The following is a 16,101-nucleotide window of genomic DNA, read 5'->3' as shown; positions in this document are numbered from 1 at the left end:
TTGGAAGTGAACATGAAAACGATAAAAGCATTGAGAATTCCCCTGCTGGCGATGATGGGTTTATGGCTATCCGCCTGTGAGGACCTTACCGAGGTGAACAAAAATCCCAACAGTCCTGAAAATGTGTCGTCGAACTACGTCCTCACCTATTCACTGGTCAATAGCGGAAAGCTCGTCTTTGGTCTGGGCAAGAACAGTTCCAAAATCGCAGCTACCATGCAGTACATGCAGGCGGGAACAAACGAAGGGGCTGCCGAAACGAACCAGTATGCGTGGGGTCAGGAAAGCTGGGGCAGCTACTACGATATCCTGCGGAACGTGCAGATCATTTATGACAATGGCGTGCGGGATGACAACAAACTGTTCCAGGGCATCGGGCTGACCATGAAAGCCATGCTCTTCGGGTTGCTGACCGACCTCTATGGCGACATCCCGTACAGCGAGGCACTGAAGGCCAGCACCGGAGCATTTTTTCCAAAATATGACAAACAAGCCGATGTCTACAAGGGCATTTTGACCGACCTGAAACAAGCGAACGAGCTGCTTCAAAACCTGACGCCCAAGGATGTGGTGAGCGCAACTTCCGATGTGATGTATAAGGGAGATGCCGCGAAGTGGAGAAAGTTTGCCAATTCGTTGCGTCTGCGTTACGCCCTTCGCCTGGCGGATAAAAAGGCGGAAATGGCGGCATTGGGTATCAATCTTGAAACCGAGTTTAAGGAGGCTGCCGCCGGAGCATTCACCAGTAAGTCCGATGATGCAACCCTTGCTTTTCTGGGTACCAACTCCGACAACACCCAACCCGGTGGCCCGCTGGCATCTGCTACCTTCAACTGGCTGACAAAACCGGCAAAACCACTCGTCGACAAGTTGCTTCAACTGAAAGATCCGAGGTTGCAGCGCTGGGCCAATCCGGTGCGGAGAAAATGGGATGCCAACGTGACCCAGGTAACCACCAGGACGGTCACGAACCTCTTCGGCGAAACGTATTCCGTCGTCTATGTGCCGAGCGTGGCCTCCAGTGCAGATACCAACCTGTACGTGGGTTTGCCCGTCGGTCTTCCCATTACGCAGGGGATTGTCTACAACAAAGGAAATGACGTGTCGGTGTATCCCAACGAACAGAATCCCTACATTTCGTTCATCCATGACCGATACCGTAAAAATACCGACCCTTACGTGGCGATGAATTTTATGAATTACCCCGAGGTTGAGTTTATCCTGGCGGAGGCTGCCTTACTGGGCACATTCGGCGCTACAGATGCGGAAGGTCACTATAAAAAAGCCGTCCAGGCGTCGATGGACAAAGAAGGGGCGCTGGCGGCCACCTCATTCAACTTTGAAACATATTATGCGCAACCCGGAGTAAGCTACGCCAGCGCCGGCAACAAGCAGGAACGGATTCTGGAGCAAAAATGGATCTCGTCCTGGTTCAGCGTCCAATCCTGGTTCGACTGGCGACGAACGGGCTATCCCGCACTAAAGACGGGGCCGGTGGCACAGTTCGGCCCGGCACTGCCGATCCGTTACATGTACCCTACGCCCAACCTGGATCCCAAATACATCGCAAATTATACGGAAGCCGTAAGCCGGTTGGGCAGTACCAACTTTATTCCTGCCGGCCAAAGTAAGGATCACCATTATGCCAAGATGTGGCTCATACAAGGTACAAACAAACCGTATTAAACAGATGAGCCCGGTCTGGACGCAGACCGGGCTCATCTGTTTAATACGTAGCCTGACCTGGTTCGCCAGGAGAGCGCATGCCATGCAACCTCAAATTGCAGGCAAAAGTGTAATTGATCGATTCAAAACCTTCTCTAAAAGAAGCCCGCCAGCTTCCACTTTTATATTCAACGTTCATCATTTGAAATTTTACATCCGCCTTTTTAAAGCCTCTTCCCTTCACAACGCATCGAGTGCCAGCACGATTTCGGCTTCATGAATCGTCGTGAGTCCGCGCAGAAAAGCGTCGGGCGTGAGCGAAATGCTGTCGATGCCTTCTTCGGTCAGAAAACGGGCGAAAGCCGGGTTGTCGCTGGGGCCTTGTCCGCAGATGCCCACGGGACGGGCGGCATGGTGAGCCTTCCGGATGAGCATGGCAATCAGTGTCCGCACCGTCGGGTTGTTTTCGTCAAAAAGCCCCTGCACCGTCGACGAATCGCGGTCGACACCCAGCGCCAGTTGGGTCAGGTCGTTGGAACCGATCGAAAAACCGTCGAAGAGTTCGGCGAATGCTTCGGCCTGGATGATGTTGCTGGGGATTTCAGCCATCACATACACCTCCAGCCCGTTTTCGTGCCGGGCCAAACCGTATTCATCCATCACCTGAAGCACCCGCTTGCCTTCTTCCACCGTCCGGCAGAACGGAATCATCAGTTTGACATTGGTGAACCCCATCTGGTTGCGCACCCGGCGCATGGCGTCACATTCGAGCCGGAACCCGTCGCGGTACCGTGGATCGTAGTAGCGACTCGCCCCGCGCCAGCCCAGCATCGGATTTTCTTCTTTGGGCTCGAAATCACGACCACCCAGCAGGTTGGCATACTCGTTGGTTTTAAAATCGCTCATGCGAACAATCACTGGCCGGGGGTAAAAACTGGCGGCTACCAGCGCCACGGCCTGGGCCAGTTTGTCCACAAAAAATTCTTTCTTATCGGTATAGTGGTGGGTGAGCTGCGTAATTTCCTGCTTCACGGTTTCATCCGTCAGTTGGTCGAAACGGGCCAGCGCCATCGGGTGAATGCCAATCGCGTTGGTGATGATGAATTCCAGCCGCATGAGCCCCACGCCCTGGCTGGGCAGTTGCGACAGCCGCAGCGCCTGCGAAGGGTCGCCCAAAATCAGGTTACATTGGGTGCGGGGTTTGGGCAGTTCCGTCAGATCGATGGTTTCCTGCGTAAAGGGCAGCGCGCCTTCATACACAAAACCGTCCTGGGCGTCGACGCAGGAAACCGTGATGGTAGCCCCGTCTGCAATGACCTGCGTGCCGTTGTTGGTGCCGACCACCGCCAGCGCGCCCACTTCGCGGGCCACAATGGCCGCGTGGCTCGTCCGGCCACCCCGGTTGGTGATGATGGCCGATACTTTTTTGAGAATCGGGTCCCAGTCGGGCGTGGTGATGTCGGTGACCAGAATGTCCGACGCGCCGATGGTGGTTGGCACGTCTTTGGGCGACGCCACCACCCGGGCGGTTCCCGTAACGATCCGGTGGCCGATGCCTTTGCCCTGCGTCAGGGTTTTGCCCGGAGCCTGCAGGCGGTATTCGGTGAGTTGCAGCGTCGATGATCCGAAGGCGGTAATGGGTCGGGCCTGCACAATGTAGAGTTGCTGGTCGATGCCGTCTTTGGCCCACTCGATGTCCATCGGTTTGCGGTAATGTTCTTCAATAATCAGCGACCAACTGGCGAGCTGGTTTACCTCGGTATCCGTCAGGACGAAGGCAGCCCGGCGTTCCGGGGGCGTATCGGTATTGATCGTCGGCTGACTGGCTTCGGGCGTATCGGCATACACCATCGTGACCGATTTTTCGCCCACTTTCCGGCTGACGATGGCGTTCGGGCGGTTGGCAATCGACGGTTTGAAGACGTAAAATTCATCGGGATTGACATTGCCCAGTACCACGTTTTCGCCCAATCCCCAGCTCCCTGTGATCAGCATCAGGTTTTCGTGGCTGGTGTCGGGGTCTACTGTAAAACAGACGCCGGCCGACGCCTGATCGGAGCGCACCATTTTCTGAACGCCCACGGAAAGCGCCACTTTCAGGTGATCGAAACCGTTGTCATGCCGGTATTTGATGGCCCGGTCCGTAAACAGGGACGCGTAGCAGGCCTGGCAGGCGTGCAGCAACTGCTCTTCGGTCTGGATGTTGAGGAACGATTCGTGCTGACCGGCAAAACTGGCCGTAACCAGATCTTCGGCGGTGGCGCTGCTGCGAACGGCCACCTGTATCGGGTTCGGGAAATGGTGCTTCAGGTCGATGAAGGCTTTTTTGATGGCTTCGGCAAGAACCGGCGGGAAATCGGCTCTCCGGATCAGGCACCGGATCTGGTGGCCGATGTCGTGGAGGTTGGAAAAAGTCCGGGTGTCCAGTTCATTGACCAGCTCCTGAACGGGCGTTCGCAGCTCATTGTGATCCAGGAATTCGTAGTAGGCATCGGTCGTCAGCGCAAAGCCGTCGGGAATCCGTACGCCATAAAACCGCAGTCCGTTAAACATTTCGCCGAGCGAGGCATTTTTACCGCCCACTTTGGCAATCATTCCGTTGTTGATCTGGCTGAAAGGAAGTACCCACGTGTTCATGTCCGTTCAAGGGTTTAAGATGCGGATGCAAACTAGCGGACGAACCTCTTTGCCGCTATGACGTTACTCAGGCGGTTTACTGATGCTCATTACCGGCTTGTTGCAGGACGCTGAATACGGAATGGGGAGCCAGAATAGTCTGGTTTTTCCTCGGAGAAAAGAGGGGCTGGTTTATGATTTACGAAAGCTATGTTACTGATTTTTGTCATACCGTTACATAGATCAGGTCATGTAAACGGGACCTCATGCGACGTAGTTTTGTTTCATAAATCCACCTGTATTCTTTATTAAGTTTCTGATTTTCAACTTTATTTAGCTTTCCAAATCGAACCGTTTATTCTCTGTCGTCCGTACAGGATGGTTCTCTATTTTACCCTATTCTATGTCGACACAAATATTGATTATTGAGGACGAGGAACAAATTCGTGAAAACGTGGCCGAGTGGCTGCGGCTGAATGGGTTTGAGGTAGAAACCGCTCCGGACGGAAAACAGGGCGTTACCCAGGCCATTCTGGAACGACCGGATCTGATCCTCTGCGATGTTCTGATGCCGCACATGGATGGGTATCAGGTGCTGGAAACCATCCGTAGCAATCGTTCCCTGACCACGGTTCCCTTCATGTTTTTGACGGCCAAGACCGATCTGAAAGATGTGCGCCGGGGAATGTCGCTGGGCGCCGATGATTACCTGACCAAACCGTTTACGGGCGAAAGCCTGCTCCTGGCTGTCGAAAACCGCCTGCAACGGGAGGCCCTGCGAAAAGCCAGCCTGCAGGCCCAACTGGCCGAACAGCACCTCAAGATGGCCCGGGCCGCCGGGCACGAATACAACACTACCCTCAACGGGATTATTGGCATGTCGACCCTGCTATCGAATCATCTGGACGAGTTTGATGATGTCGATACGGTGTCGATGCTGGAAACGATCCGGGTGTGCGGACTGCGGCTGAAACGGTCGCTGGATAATGTTCAACGAATCGGCATTCTTCAACACATCGACCCTTCACACAGCGCCTATGCTTATTTTACGAGTGGCACGGCCACCCTTCAGTCCGACCGGGTGAAAGAGCAAATCCGGCTGGTGGAAAACCGGCAGGAGCAAAAAATCCAGTGGCGCGTCGATGTGGAGGAAGCATTCCTCCAGATTTCGGAAGACAATCTGGCCATTATCCTGGACGAATTGATTGACAACGCCATCAAGTTTTCGGATCAGACCGGGATTGTTGTCACAGGATATTTGGAAGGGGACGAATACCGGCTTACGGTGGGCAACAAGGGACGGACGTTTAAACCGGAGCACGTCGCCCAAATTGCACCCTATACGCAGTTTGACCGGCAGGAGTTTGAGCAGCAGGGCTTTGGGCTGGGGCTGGCGATTGTGAAAAGACTGGTTGAACTGAACCACGGTTCGCTGTCGATCGGCTGTTACCCCGATGGCTGGACGAAAGCGATGGTATGGCTGCCTGGCCAATCCGTCAACCCGGACTGAACCAGTGACTTTTCTCAACAAACCGGGTGCGTTCTGTCATGGGAAGAGAGTCTGTTTTCAACGTGCTTTGGACTATCAAACTAACGGATGTTCACGATGAAAACAATACTGGTTCCCACGGATTTAAGCCCCATGACCACCTATGCACTGGACGTAGCCGTGGGGCTGGCCCGAACCTACCGGGCCGAAATTATCCTCCTGCATACGGTTCTCTATCAACTGATTCCGCAGCCTGCCATGGACTACACCCCGGAACTGTCGCTGATGGTTACGGAGAACTACGGCGAAGCCCGGAAAGAAGCCGAAGAAGCGCTGGAGAAGCTGGCGGCCAATCCGAAATACGCGGACGTTACCATCAAAACAAAACTGGGCAGCAGCCTCGACGGATTGATTCGGAATATTACTGAACAACCAGCCGATCTGATCGTTTTAGCTTCCAAAGGGGCTACCGGTTTGACGGAGTGGCTGGAGGGCTCGAACGCCGAGTTAATTGTCCGGCACGCCAACTGCCCGGTGTTGGTAGTCAAACACCCCATCGAACACTTTCAGCCTCAGAACATTGTCTGTGCCATCGATATGGATGACAAGCTGAAAGAACGCCATCCGTATCCGTTTCAGCTAACGGATCAGGGCCTTCGGCAGTTTGTCTATGTGCTGACGCCCACCGACGGCCGGCAACCCGAGGGCATCCGGGAATGGATGGACGAATACGCATTGAGCAAAGGCATCGATCATTATAAATTTCAGATATGGCCGTACCGGTCCATTCCGGAGGGCATTCTGGATTATGCCACGGACGTAAAAGCCGATCTGATCGTGCTCTACACCCACGGCTATACCGGCATTCGCCACTGGATTCAGGGCAGCGTGGCCGAAGATGTGCTGAATCATGCCGACATACCGGTTTTGATCATGCGCGCTTAAGCATACTTTTTAATTAAATTTAGCATGGAAAAGGACTTACAAGGTAAAGTGGCGCTGGTAACCGGGGCGGCTTCGGGCATTGGCCAGGCAATTGCAGTTTTGTATAGCCAGCACGGTGCCAGTGTGATGGTGTCGGATGTTAACGAAACACAGGGCCAGCAAGTCGTTGACCAGATTACCGCCGACGGGGGCGTTGCCCGGTTTTTCAAGGCCGATGTCGGCGATCCGGCGCAGTGTGAAGCACTCGTCTCGGAAACCGTCTCTGCGTTTGGCGGGCTGGATATGGCCTGCAACAATGCGGGCATCGGCGGAGAACTGAACCTGACGGCGGATTACTCGCTGGAAGGCTGGCAGAAAATCATCAACGTCAACCTCAACAGCGTTTTCTACTGTTTGAAATACGAACTGGAAGCGATGCTGAAACAGAACAAAACCGGGTCCATCGTCAACATGGCCTCCATTCTGGGTCAGGTCGGAACGGCACAGTCGCCGGGCTACGTAGCCGCCAAACATGGGGTCGTGGGGCTGACCCAAACGGCCGCCATCGAGTATGCCGCCCGCGGAATCCGGATCAACTCCGTTGGCCCGGCCTACATCGATACGCCTTTGCTGGGCGTGTTGCCGCAGGAAGTCAAAACGATGCTGGTCGACCTGCACCCCATCGGTCGGCTGGGCCGGTCGGAGGAAGTGGCTGAACTGGTGATCTGGCTGTCGTCCGACAAAGCCTCGTTCGTAACGGGATCGTATTATCCGGTCGACGGCGGTTATCTGGCGCGGTAATTCACCGATAAATTGTACCTTACGCAACCCGTTTCGGGGATCGCCGGATAGTCCGGTAATCCCCGGTACAGGTTGCTTTTTCATTTAAAAGGATGATTCTCACACTGACGCTGAATCCCGCGGTGGATGCCAGCACCACCATCGACCGCCTGGTACCCGAACACAAACTGCGCTGTGAAACCGCCCGCTACGATCCCGGTGGGGGCGGCATCAACGTTTCCAAAGCCCTGCTTCGGCTGGGCGCAAAATCCCGGGCGGTTTTTCCGGCGGGTGGTGCCACCGGTCAATGGCTGGAACAACTGGTGGCCGAACAGGGGATCGATTACCGGGCGATTCCGATGGCGGGCTGGACCCGCCAGAGCTTTGTCGTTCTGGAGACGTCGACCGGACAACAGTTCCGCTTCGGATTGCCGGGACCCACCTGGTCGGCCGCCGAGGGCGAACAGATGCTGAACGAGCTGCGTAACATTGCCGAACCGATCGACTATCTGGTGGTCAGTGGCAGTTTGCCGCCGGGTTTGCCACCAGACTACTATGCTGCCATTGCCCAACTGGCGAAGGAACGCCACATCCGGCTGGTTCTCGACACGTCCGGCGAACCCTTAAAACGGGCAATTCAGGAAGGGACTTTTTTGCTGAAACCCAATTTGGGCGAACTGGCCTCCCTCGTCGGCGTTGAGAAACTGGAACTGGAGGAAGTGGAAGAAGCCGCCCGGTCGGTGATTCAACAGGGTGGGTGCGAGCTCATGGCCGTTTCACTGGGACCGGCGGGGGCTTTGCTGGTGACGAAAGAAAACCACCGGGAACACCGGCGCGGGAGCTTTCGGGTTCCGGCCCCAACGGTTAAAAAACAAACCACCGTCGGCGCAGGGGATAGCATGGTTGGCGGAATGGTTTTTGCGTTGTCGCAAGGCCACTCCTACGAAGAAATGCTGCGGCTTGGTGTGGCCTGCGGAACGGCGGCTACGATGAATCCCGGCACCGAACTGTTTCACAAAGACGATGTAGAACGGCTGCTGAAATGGATCAGTCGCTAACTACTGTTCAAGGGTTTTTACGCGGGGCTGACGGGATAAGTTGGTGGGTTTCAATACCAGCAGGATCCCAGCGCCCCAGAGCGTTACGGCCATTCCGACGTACGTCATCACGTCGGGACGCCCTAAATCGGCCATGAAAGCGATGTCCATGGTGGCATGAAATAAGGCACAGGCCAATAGGCTTCCCCGACTGCTGTTGAAGAGCCAGGTGAAAAGTAGGGAGCCTGTCAACAGACTGATCAGCCAGCCGACAATGCCGGCGCCATCCATCGAATGATAGCCGGAGCGGACGTAAAAAAACAGCGGCCAGTGCCACAGCGCCCATCCTGCCGTGATGAGAAGCGATGACGTTAGGGCAGAAAACCGTTGTTGCAGGCGCGGCAGGGCATAGCCGCGCCACCCGGTTTCTTCACCAAAACCCACCACGAAGAGGTTTAAGGCCACAAACGGAATGGGTGACATGGTGGCCAGCTCGTGCGAATGCCAGAGCCCCCGCCAGTCGACGGTTTGAATTGCTCCCTGGGTGCTGATGCCCACGGCAGCGAAAAGAATCAAAAACGGTAGCAGGGCGCTGAGTAAGCCATAAAAAACCGGTTCGCGCGGAACAAGCAGGCTCGTGAAAAGGGCGCGGAGACCCCGGCTGGAATTTTCCGTTTTGGTCCAGATCACGGCGGAAAGCAAGGGACCCAGCAACCCCAGGTAATGAAGGAACGCGGATGTTTTCCAGGCTTTCGAAAAAAATGGCAGCCAGTAGGGTGACCAGCACAGCCACGAGATCGCGCAGGTGGTGAGAAAATAAGCCAGTAGTCGTTTCATGGAATCAATCAGATCAGGAGGTATTCCGGGATTCAGAAAGTCCAAAACTAGGGCAAACGGTTTTAACAGGGATTGACTGCTGACAGGATCAGGAGTAACTGTCATCATCCTGCGGTATGAGCTAAGTCATCGGAAGACAGGTAGTTATGGCGTTATTTTGTGGGAACGTACTTCGGTTATACGCAAGCCTGTTTCGCCCTAACCATGAACCTTTCCCTCCGCTTATTCATTCTCATCTGCCTGATTGGGCAGGTGGTTCTTTTTTCCTGCAAAGAACACGTCGATCCGGCCCCGGTTTTCTCGGTGCGGGTGGTGGCTCCGGGTACTACTGTGACCGTGGGACAGCCCCTTTCCCTGACGGGCATCCTCAGCGACGCGGCTGGCAACCTGCTGACGGGCCGCGTCATCACCTGGACCATCGACAACCCGGCGCTGGCGACCGTCGATCAAACCGGGCTGGTCAAAACGATTGCCCCCGGAACCGTCCGGATTACGGCCACCAGCGAAGGGAAAAGCAACTTTCTGGTGCTCACCATCAGTAAAATCCCGGTCGCTTCCGTCAGTCTGCCACCGGATTCGCTCGTCTTGAACGTGGGTTCGGAAACGCAACTGAAACCCTCGGTAAAAGACGCCAACGGCGTGGTCGTAACGGATCGGGTTGTGACCTGGACCAGTTCGGATTCGACCAACGTGCGGGTTTCATCAACCGGACTATTGACTGCCCTCGCTGGCGTTTCGGCCTACGTAACCATCACGGCTTCCTGCGAAGGAAAAACCGCCACCGTCGTTGTCATCGTCAACACCCCCGAAGCGATCGTCAGCACCCTGCCCGCCAAACCGCTGGTGTTGCCGCAGGCCACCACCGCGACGATCCTGCTGGAATTGCGATCCGTCTACGGATTCAGTGGCCCCACCACCCTGGTTTTTAAGAATGTGCCAACCGGCATTGTCGTCGAACCGTTTGCCAATCCGGTGGTGGTTCCGAAAGACGGCGTGGCGAAAGTCATGGTGTCGGTTAGCGCGTCTACCGCCAGCCTGGGCGAAACGTCCTTTACCATCACGACCCAAACCGGCAGCCAGGAACGCGCTTTTACGCAGAACCTGAACATTGTAACCTACAAACACCGCGTCCGGCTGGTTTACCTGGTTCCTGCCGACCGGGTGGTGAACCCAACGGCGGTGAAAGGCATGGAACGCGCTATCCGGCACCTGCAAATCTGGTATCAGCAGCAACTGAGCGGTTTTCAGACGTTTAGCATCAGCTACCCGGTGGTCGAAGTAATCAAAACCGCCCATCCGGCGAGCTGGTATGCCACCACCCCCATCGGCGACAGCCAGCAGTGGTGGTTCTGGTACAATGCTGCCAACGAGGGCATGGCGTTAACCGGCGGGCGTTACGACGACCCGGAAACGGTTTGGGTCTATTACATCGACGCCGATCCGGCGGAGGGGCAGGGAGGAGGTGCCGCGGCCGGGAGTGTCGTGGTGCTGTCGGGATACGACGTTCGGGGCGTTTCGGGCGGGCGGGGCTATTACGAAAACGAAAGCATTGGCCGGTATGTCGGTGGGCTGGGGCATGAGATTGGTCATGCGTTTGGGCTGCTACACCCCGCAGGCTGTGAAACACCGGGTGTTCCGTGTGATCATACGGCCCTGATGTGGACCGGGTACATCACTTACCCCGATACGCATTTGACTTTCTGGGACGTCCGAAACGTTTCCCGAAGCCCCTATTTCTACCTTTTGACCCGCACCGTATCGCCCGAAAACTTCGACTGTACGGATTTGAACGCATCCAGCCCCAAAGGCCGTCTGGCTGCGAAAGGCGCACCGAATCGTTCCGTTTCTCCGGTTTCTAAGGCAGGCTCTTTCACCCCCTGTCTGCCAGCCCCTGTCAACTACCTGATCAAAAACTAACCGGTTTCCAATCCCATGAGTCCACTATTCAGGTTCGTTTTTGCGGGTATTCTGGGCCTTCATGGTCTGATTCACGGGATTGGATTCGTAAAAGAGTGGCACCTGATAACCGTCAACGCCTTTCGTGCGACAACCGTCCTGCCGTTGTCTGAAAAAGCCGCCAAAGTGGCGGGTGCGCTCTGGCTTTTAACGGGTTTGGTGTTGCTGACGGCAGCCGTCAGTTTGTTAACCAGCCAGAGCCGTTGGTGGCTGGTTGCGTTGCTGGGGATTGGGCTGTCTCAACTTCTCATTGTTCTCTACTGGCCGGATGCCAAAGCCGGAACCGGGCTCAATGTGCTTATTCTGGCCGTTAGTCTGGTGGCCTATGCGGATTGGGATTTCAATGCGAATGGAATGGCGGAGGTCCGGGGTTTGATTGCCGAATCCGGATCTGCGAAGACGCCGGTGATCACTGCCGAATCATTGACTCCGCTACCACCTGTTGTTCAGAAGTGGTTAAAACGGGCTGGTGTCGTTGGAAAAAAACGGATTCAAACCGTTCACCTGAAGCAGATCGGCCGGATGCGGACCAAGCCGGGTGGGAGCTGGATGCCCGTCGAAGCCGAGCAGGTTTTTACGGTTTCTCAACCCGGTTTTATCTGGCTGGCCCGCATTGAGGCTGCACCTTTGTTCTTTCTGGTGGGCCGGGATCAGTACCGGCACGGGCGGGGAAACATGCGGATCAAGGCACTGGCTTTGGTTCCGGTTGCGGATGCGAAGGGAGCGGAAATCGATCAGGGAACGATGCTGCGGTATCTGGCCGAAACGGTCTGGTTCCCAACGGCTGCCTTGAGCGACTATATCCAGTGGGAGGGACTGAGCGATACATCGGCCCGGGCGACGATGCACCAGGGCGGAGTGACCGCATCCGGAGTTTTCACCTTCAACCTGGCGGGCGATGCCATCCAGTTCGAAGCCCGGCGCTTTGGGGAATTTGATGGAGCTTACCGGCTCGAAACCTGGTCGATTGCCCTGCGGGATCATCAGGAACGGGCGGGCGGGATCCGGATTCCTGTGCAGTCGGACGTAACCTGGAAACTCAAAACCGGTGATTTTACCTGGTATACCCTGACGCTTACGGAAATCGACTACACCCCTCTGTCGGGCGACTGAAAACTACGCATTCCCTCTACCAGACCAACGTGTTACGACCATGAAGACAATTAAAATAGTGCTGCGGTATGCCGGTTTTCTGACGCTGGCTGCTTTTCCTTATTCCTGCACGGATGGTCTTGATGATCACCGGATTGTGGTCTATTCTGCCCCAACGTTTGAACGCTACGACGGCGTTGGCGGATGGGATTACGTCTGCGGCTGTTCGGGGGCCGCCTTCCATTGTTCTACGCGGGGAGCCTATTGTGAAGAAGTCAGTGGGCAGTGCATTCCGCACTGTGGACCCATGCCAAAATGAGTGGTTGCCGTTAGGCTTTGAAGACCTGGGCGCTTGCCGCAACCAGGCGCTCCGACAGCAACGAAGACAGGTCTTCCTGCGGCATTCCCACCTGCCGCCAGAGTTCGATGCCCCGCTGCACCAGCACGAATGAGGGCGTCTGGGTAATATCGAAGCTTCGGAAAACATCCTGGTGGGCGAGTTCATCTATTTTCAAAACCTGCACCTGGCTGGACAATTGGTGTTGCAGCGAATCGGCCAGGGTTCGTAGCCATGCCTGCTGTATGCGGTCGGTCCGCTCCGAGGGCATGAAGAGGAGTAAAACCGCCAGGCGGGCGGGCGTCTGCACCGGGTATGGATCTTTAAAGTTCATTTGCTTGCTTGGCCACATTCGTTCGTCAACCGGGGTCGTTGCCCTCATGGATACAAATGTGGTAATTTGGTTGACCAAAAAGACTGATGTTGGTTAGGATCAGTCATGATTCTTGGCGGAGGAAGCCCAACTGAATTGCTCCTGTCAAATTGATGATCATTCTTTGAAAAAGTCAACGTATATAGACGATTGTAAGCAGAATGGAGTAACTTGGAAGGTCTATTTAGTAACTTTGTACGTGTATTCGTTTAGCCCGGCTGGTGCCGATGGAGATTTTACCGCAGTATAGCCGCATCCTATGTTAGTCAACCTATACTCTGAGGCCTTAATCAATCTACTTTTTGAAAAAAGCGACGACTTTTTCGGCATCTACGACCTGAGCGAAGAACACTTTGTCCATGTCAACCCGGCGGGTGTTCAGATGCTGGGCTTTGCTTCGGAAAAGGACTTGCTGGCCGATCCGGTTCGTTCCCGTTCTATCCGGACGCAGCCTTTGCCGAACGAAGACCGCAATCGTTTGATCGAGCAGATCCTGCGGGATGGACACTATGAAGAACGAACACCGATCGAGCGGCAAAATGGGCAGATGTTCTGGGGGCATCTCCTCATCAGCACCTTTACGGTTTATGACCGGCCCTACGCGCTCGTTCAGCTCATCGACCAGGAGCCGTTGCACCAGGCCGAGCGTGAGCTGGAAAACAGCGTCCGGCGGTATCAGGGTATCTTTTCCAATGCCACCATTGGCATCATCGTTTGCAACCAGCAGGGCCGGGTCGTGTCGGCCAATCAACTCGCTGAACAGTTGTTTGGATATGCCTCGGGTGAATTAATGGAACTGACCATCGAGCAGTTAGTGCCCCGGAATGTCAGCAGTTATCACGAAAAACTCCGGCAATCCTTCAATGAAAACCCGCAGGTGCGGGCGATGGGCCACAACCGCGATCTGCACGCCCAGCGAAAAGACGGTTCGGTGTTTCCGGTTGAAATTAGCCTCAGTTACTTCCGGCTGGAAGACGAATTGCACGCCGTCGCCTATATTATTGACATTACGTTTAAGAAAGAAGCCGAGCGGCAATTGCTGGCCCACCGCGACCACATCGAGCAACTCAATGCCGATCTGGAACACAAAGTGGCCGACCGAACCCAGGCACTCATGACTACCCTGGAACAGTTGGAGCACTCAAAGGATGAACTGGCGAAGGCGCTGGTGGTGGAACGGGAACTGGGCGAATTGAAATCGCGCTTCGTGTCGATGGCTTCCCACGAGTTTCGGACTCCACTGACGGTGGTGCTAACCTCGGCGGCCTTGATCGAACGCTACGCCAGCAGTGAACACCAAAGCAACCGGCAGAAACACCTCGACCGCATCCGGGCGTCGGTCAATCACCTGAACGACATCCTCGAAGAGTTTTTGTCCGTTGACAAACTGGAGGAAGGAAAGGTCGTTGCTCACCCCGTCGAAGTGACGGTTTCTCAACTGGTCGGCGAAACCGTGGCCGATATGCAAAGTCTGCTGAAACCCGGACAAACGATCCAAACCGAGCTGTCGTGCCCGAACACGGTTTGGATCGATCCGTCTCTGCTGCGTAAAATTATGGTGAATCTCCTTTCCAACGCCGTTAAGTATTCCGGGCCGGGATCGACGGTAACCCTACAGGTTGCCTGTGCAAACGGGCAGATGAGGCTGGTCGTGGAAGATCAGGGCGTGGGGATATCCAAAGAAGACCAGGAACACCTCTTTGAACGGTTTTTCCGGGCTCAAAATGTAACCGATATATCGGGCACCGGGCTGGGACTGCACATCGTGGGGCGTTACGTGGAGTTGATGGGTGGTCAGGTATCCTTAAAAAGTGAGTTGAATCAGGGCACGTCCGTAACGTTATTTATTCCGTATGAAAACCATTCTCTTGATTGAAGACAACGACGCCATTCGCGAAAATACTGCCGAGATTCTGGAACTGGCCGGATATGCCGTTCAGACGGCAGAAAACGGGAAGGTGGGGGTAGAAAAAGCCCTGACCGACAAGCCGGACCTGGTCATCTGCGACATCATGATGCCCGTATTGGATGGATATGGCGTTTTGCATATTTTCAACAAAAACCCCCAGTTGGCCGGTGTTCCGTTTATCTTTCTGACCGCCAAAACCGAACGAACGGAGTTCCGCAAAGGCATGGAGTTGGGCGCTGATGATTACCTGACCAAGCCCTTCGATGAGTCGGAACTGCTCAGTGCCATCGAAGGACGGTTAAACCGCTTCCGCAACGTCGGGCCTACCTACAACCTGCAACAGGACGGTCTCGACCAGTTTCTGAACGATGCCCGGCACACGGGAAATCTGGAGAGCCTGTCGGTGGATCGAAAAGCCCATCCGATGCGCAAAAAGCAGTTTGTCTATACGGAAGGCGATACGCCAACGCGCCTGTATTTTCTGAAATCCGGCAAGGTCAAAACCGTTCGCACCAACACCGACGGGAAAGAATTTATCACCGGACTCTACCATTCGGGCGACTTTTTCGGGTATCTCGCCCTGCTCGAAAACCGTGATTACGGCGACTCCGCCGTAACGCTGGAGGATTCGGAATTGATTTACATTCCGAAAGAAGATTTTCAGCAATTGCTCCTGGCGAATTCCACGGTGAGCGGGCAGTTCATTAAAATGCTGGCAGGACACGTTGGCGAGCGCGAGGAGCAGTTGCTCCACATGGCCTACAACTCCATCCGGCGCCGGGTGGCGGATGCGCTCCTGAACCTTTACCGGCAAGATCCGGAAGGTGTTATTCAGCTTTCGCGGGACAACCTGGCGGCCATTGTCGGCACCGCCACCGAAACCCTGATTCGCACCCTGAGCGAATTCCGGCAGGACGGTTTGCTCGAAATCGCTTCAACGGGCACCATCCGGGTGCTTCAGCCTGAAAAACTGCGTCAGGCCAACTGGTGAAACAAACCACCCTCTACCGCCCGGATGAAGAGCCGGAAATCCGATCGTTTACCCAAATCCTTTCGGGCGAGTCGGTTTTGCCGGGGTTGGAAGTG

13 protein-coding genes are annotated in these 16,101 nt (G+C 55.2%); 10 read left to right on the top strand and 3 right to left on the bottom strand.

Annotation, left to right across the window (positions count from 1 at the left end):
• Positions 1 to 12 precede the first annotated feature (12 nt).
• On the top strand, positions 13 to 1,686 hold the full coding sequence (locus tag ACS5NO_RS22655; RefSeq protein ID WP_439417249.1) for a SusD/RagB family nutrient-binding outer membrane lipoprotein: 1,674 nt from the start codon (positions 13 to 15) through the stop codon (positions 1,684 to 1,686).
• Positions 1,687 to 1,905: 219 nt separating this feature from the next.
• Here the strand turns inward: ACS5NO_RS22655 and ppsA are convergent, their stop codons facing one another.
• Complete coding sequence (gene ppsA, locus ACS5NO_RS22650; protein ID WP_439417248.1) at positions 1,906 to 4,302, bottom strand: phosphoenolpyruvate synthase; 2,397 nt, start codon at positions 4,300 to 4,302, stop codon at positions 1,906 to 1,908.
• Between the two features lie 382 nt (positions 4,303 to 4,684).
• Here ppsA and ACS5NO_RS22645 point away from each other — a divergent pair, with 382 nt between their 5' ends.
• The 4 genes from ACS5NO_RS22645 (at position 4,685) to ACS5NO_RS22630 (ending at position 8,532) form a co-directional block, all read left to right on the top strand.
• A complete protein-coding gene (locus tag ACS5NO_RS22645; protein WP_439417247.1) occupies positions 4,685 to 5,791 on the top strand; it encodes a hybrid sensor histidine kinase/response regulator in 1,107 nt (368 codons plus the stop codon).
• A 96-nt stretch (positions 5,792 to 5,887) separates the two neighbouring features.
• Positions 5,888 to 6,715 (top strand): universal stress protein, encoded by an 828-nt coding sequence (locus tag ACS5NO_RS22640; RefSeq protein ID WP_439417246.1) that lies wholly within the window; start codon positions 5,888 to 5,890, stop codon positions 6,713 to 6,715.
• Between the two features lie 24 nt (positions 6,716 to 6,739).
• A complete protein-coding gene (locus ACS5NO_RS22635) occupies positions 6,740 to 7,495 on the top strand; it encodes an SDR family NAD(P)-dependent oxidoreductase (RefSeq protein ID WP_439417245.1) in 756 nt (251 codons plus the stop codon).
• 92 nt (positions 7,496 to 7,587) lie between these two features.
• A complete protein-coding gene (locus tag ACS5NO_RS22630) occupies positions 7,588 to 8,532 on the top strand; it encodes a 1-phosphofructokinase family hexose kinase (protein ID WP_439417244.1) in 945 nt (314 codons plus the stop codon).
• On the opposite strand, the gene ACS5NO_RS22625 is transcribed toward ACS5NO_RS22630, so the two are convergent.
• Complete coding sequence (locus ACS5NO_RS22625; protein WP_439417243.1) at positions 8,533 to 9,348, bottom strand: CPBP family glutamic-type intramembrane protease; 816 nt, start codon at positions 9,346 to 9,348, stop codon at positions 8,533 to 8,535.
• Between the two features lie 204 nt (positions 9,349 to 9,552).
• On the opposite strand from ACS5NO_RS22625, the gene ACS5NO_RS22620 reads away from it, so the two are divergent.
• Genes ACS5NO_RS22620 through ACS5NO_RS22610 form a run of 3 tightly spaced genes read left to right on the top strand, consistent with a single transcriptional unit; the run spans position 9,553 to position 12,715 of the window.
• On the top strand, positions 9,553 to 11,265 hold the full coding sequence (locus ACS5NO_RS22620) for an Ig-like domain-containing protein (protein ID WP_439417242.1): 1,713 nt from the start codon (positions 9,553 to 9,555) through the stop codon (positions 11,263 to 11,265).
• A 15-nt stretch (positions 11,266 to 11,280) separates the two neighbouring features.
• Positions 11,281 to 12,417, top strand: a complete 1,137-nt coding sequence (locus tag ACS5NO_RS22615; RefSeq protein WP_439417241.1) for a DUF6544 family protein — start codon at positions 11,281 to 11,283, stop codon at positions 12,415 to 12,417.
• A gap of 40 nt (positions 12,418 to 12,457) precedes the next feature.
• Positions 12,458 to 12,715 carry a hypothetical protein gene (locus ACS5NO_RS22610; RefSeq protein ID WP_439417240.1) on the top strand — a complete coding sequence of 86 codons (258 nt, stop codon included), beginning with the start codon at positions 12,458 to 12,460 and terminating at the stop codon, positions 12,713 to 12,715.
• A gap of 10 nt (positions 12,716 to 12,725) precedes the next feature.
• On the opposite strand, the gene ACS5NO_RS22605 is transcribed toward ACS5NO_RS22610, so the two are convergent.
• Positions 12,726 to 13,115, bottom strand: coding sequence for a YbbN family protein (locus ACS5NO_RS22605; RefSeq protein ID WP_439417239.1), 390 nt, complete (start codon positions 13,113 to 13,115; stop codon positions 12,726 to 12,728).
• 250 nt (positions 13,116 to 13,365) lie between these two features.
• Here ACS5NO_RS22605 and ACS5NO_RS22600 point away from each other — a divergent pair, with 250 nt between their 5' ends.
• Positions 13,366 to 14,982: a sensor histidine kinase gene (locus ACS5NO_RS22600; protein WP_439417238.1), complete on the top strand. Its 1,617-nt coding sequence runs from the start codon at positions 13,366 to 13,368 to the stop codon at positions 14,980 to 14,982.
• Entirely contained in the window at positions 14,960 to 16,006 is a 1,047-nt protein-coding gene (locus ACS5NO_RS22595) for a response regulator (RefSeq protein WP_439417237.1), read from the top strand. The genes ACS5NO_RS22600 and ACS5NO_RS22595 overlap by 23 nt, the downstream gene beginning before the upstream one ends.
• The last annotated feature ends 95 nt before the right edge of the window (positions 16,007 to 16,101 follow it).

This window comes from Larkinella fluvii (assembly GCF_051857545.1).
Lineage (GTDB): Bacteria > Bacteroidota > Bacteroidia > Cytophagales > Spirosomataceae > Larkinella.
The sequence above is the reverse complement of the archived record's forward strand: the minus strand, read 5'-3'. Positions and strand labels throughout refer to the sequence as shown.

Coding starts and splice junctions, on each gene's coding strand:
- ACS5NO_RS22635 (WP_439417245.1), top strand. CDS start 6,740: ATGGAAAAGGACTTACAAGGTAAAGTGGCGCTGGTAACCGGGGCGGCT.
- ACS5NO_RS22630 (WP_439417244.1), top strand. CDS start 7,588: ATGATTCTCACACTGACGCTGAATCCCGCGGTGGATGCCAGCACCACC.
- ACS5NO_RS22615 (WP_439417241.1), top strand. CDS start 11,281: ATGAGTCCACTATTCAGGTTCGTTTTTGCGGGTATTCTGGGCCTTCAT.
- ACS5NO_RS22605 (WP_439417239.1), bottom strand. CDS start 13,115: ATGAGGGCAACGACCCCGGTTGACGAACGAATGTGGCCAAGCAAGCAA.
- ACS5NO_RS22640 (WP_439417246.1), top strand. CDS start 5,888: ATGAAAACAATACTGGTTCCCACGGATTTAAGCCCCATGACCACCTAT.
- ACS5NO_RS22595 (WP_439417237.1), top strand. CDS start 14,960: ATGAAAACCATTCTCTTGATTGAAGACAACGACGCCATTCGCGAAAAT.
- ACS5NO_RS22645 (WP_439417247.1), top strand. CDS start 4,685: ATGTCGACACAAATATTGATTATTGAGGACGAGGAACAAATTCGTGAA.
- ppsA (WP_439417248.1), bottom strand. CDS start 4,302: ATGAACACGTGGGTACTTCCTTTCAGCCAGATCAACAACGGAATGATT.
- ACS5NO_RS22610 (WP_439417240.1), top strand. CDS start 12,458: ATGAAGACAATTAAAATAGTGCTGCGGTATGCCGGTTTTCTGACGCTG.
- ACS5NO_RS22600 (WP_439417238.1), top strand. CDS start 13,366: ATGTTAGTCAACCTATACTCTGAGGCCTTAATCAATCTACTTTTTGAA.
- ACS5NO_RS22620 (WP_439417242.1), top strand. CDS start 9,553: ATGAACCTTTCCCTCCGCTTATTCATTCTCATCTGCCTGATTGGGCAG.
- ACS5NO_RS22655 (WP_439417249.1), top strand. CDS start 13: ATGAAAACGATAAAAGCATTGAGAATTCCCCTGCTGGCGATGATGGGT.
- ACS5NO_RS22625 (WP_439417243.1), bottom strand. CDS start 9,348: ATGAAACGACTACTGGCTTATTTTCTCACCACCTGCGCGATCTCGTGG.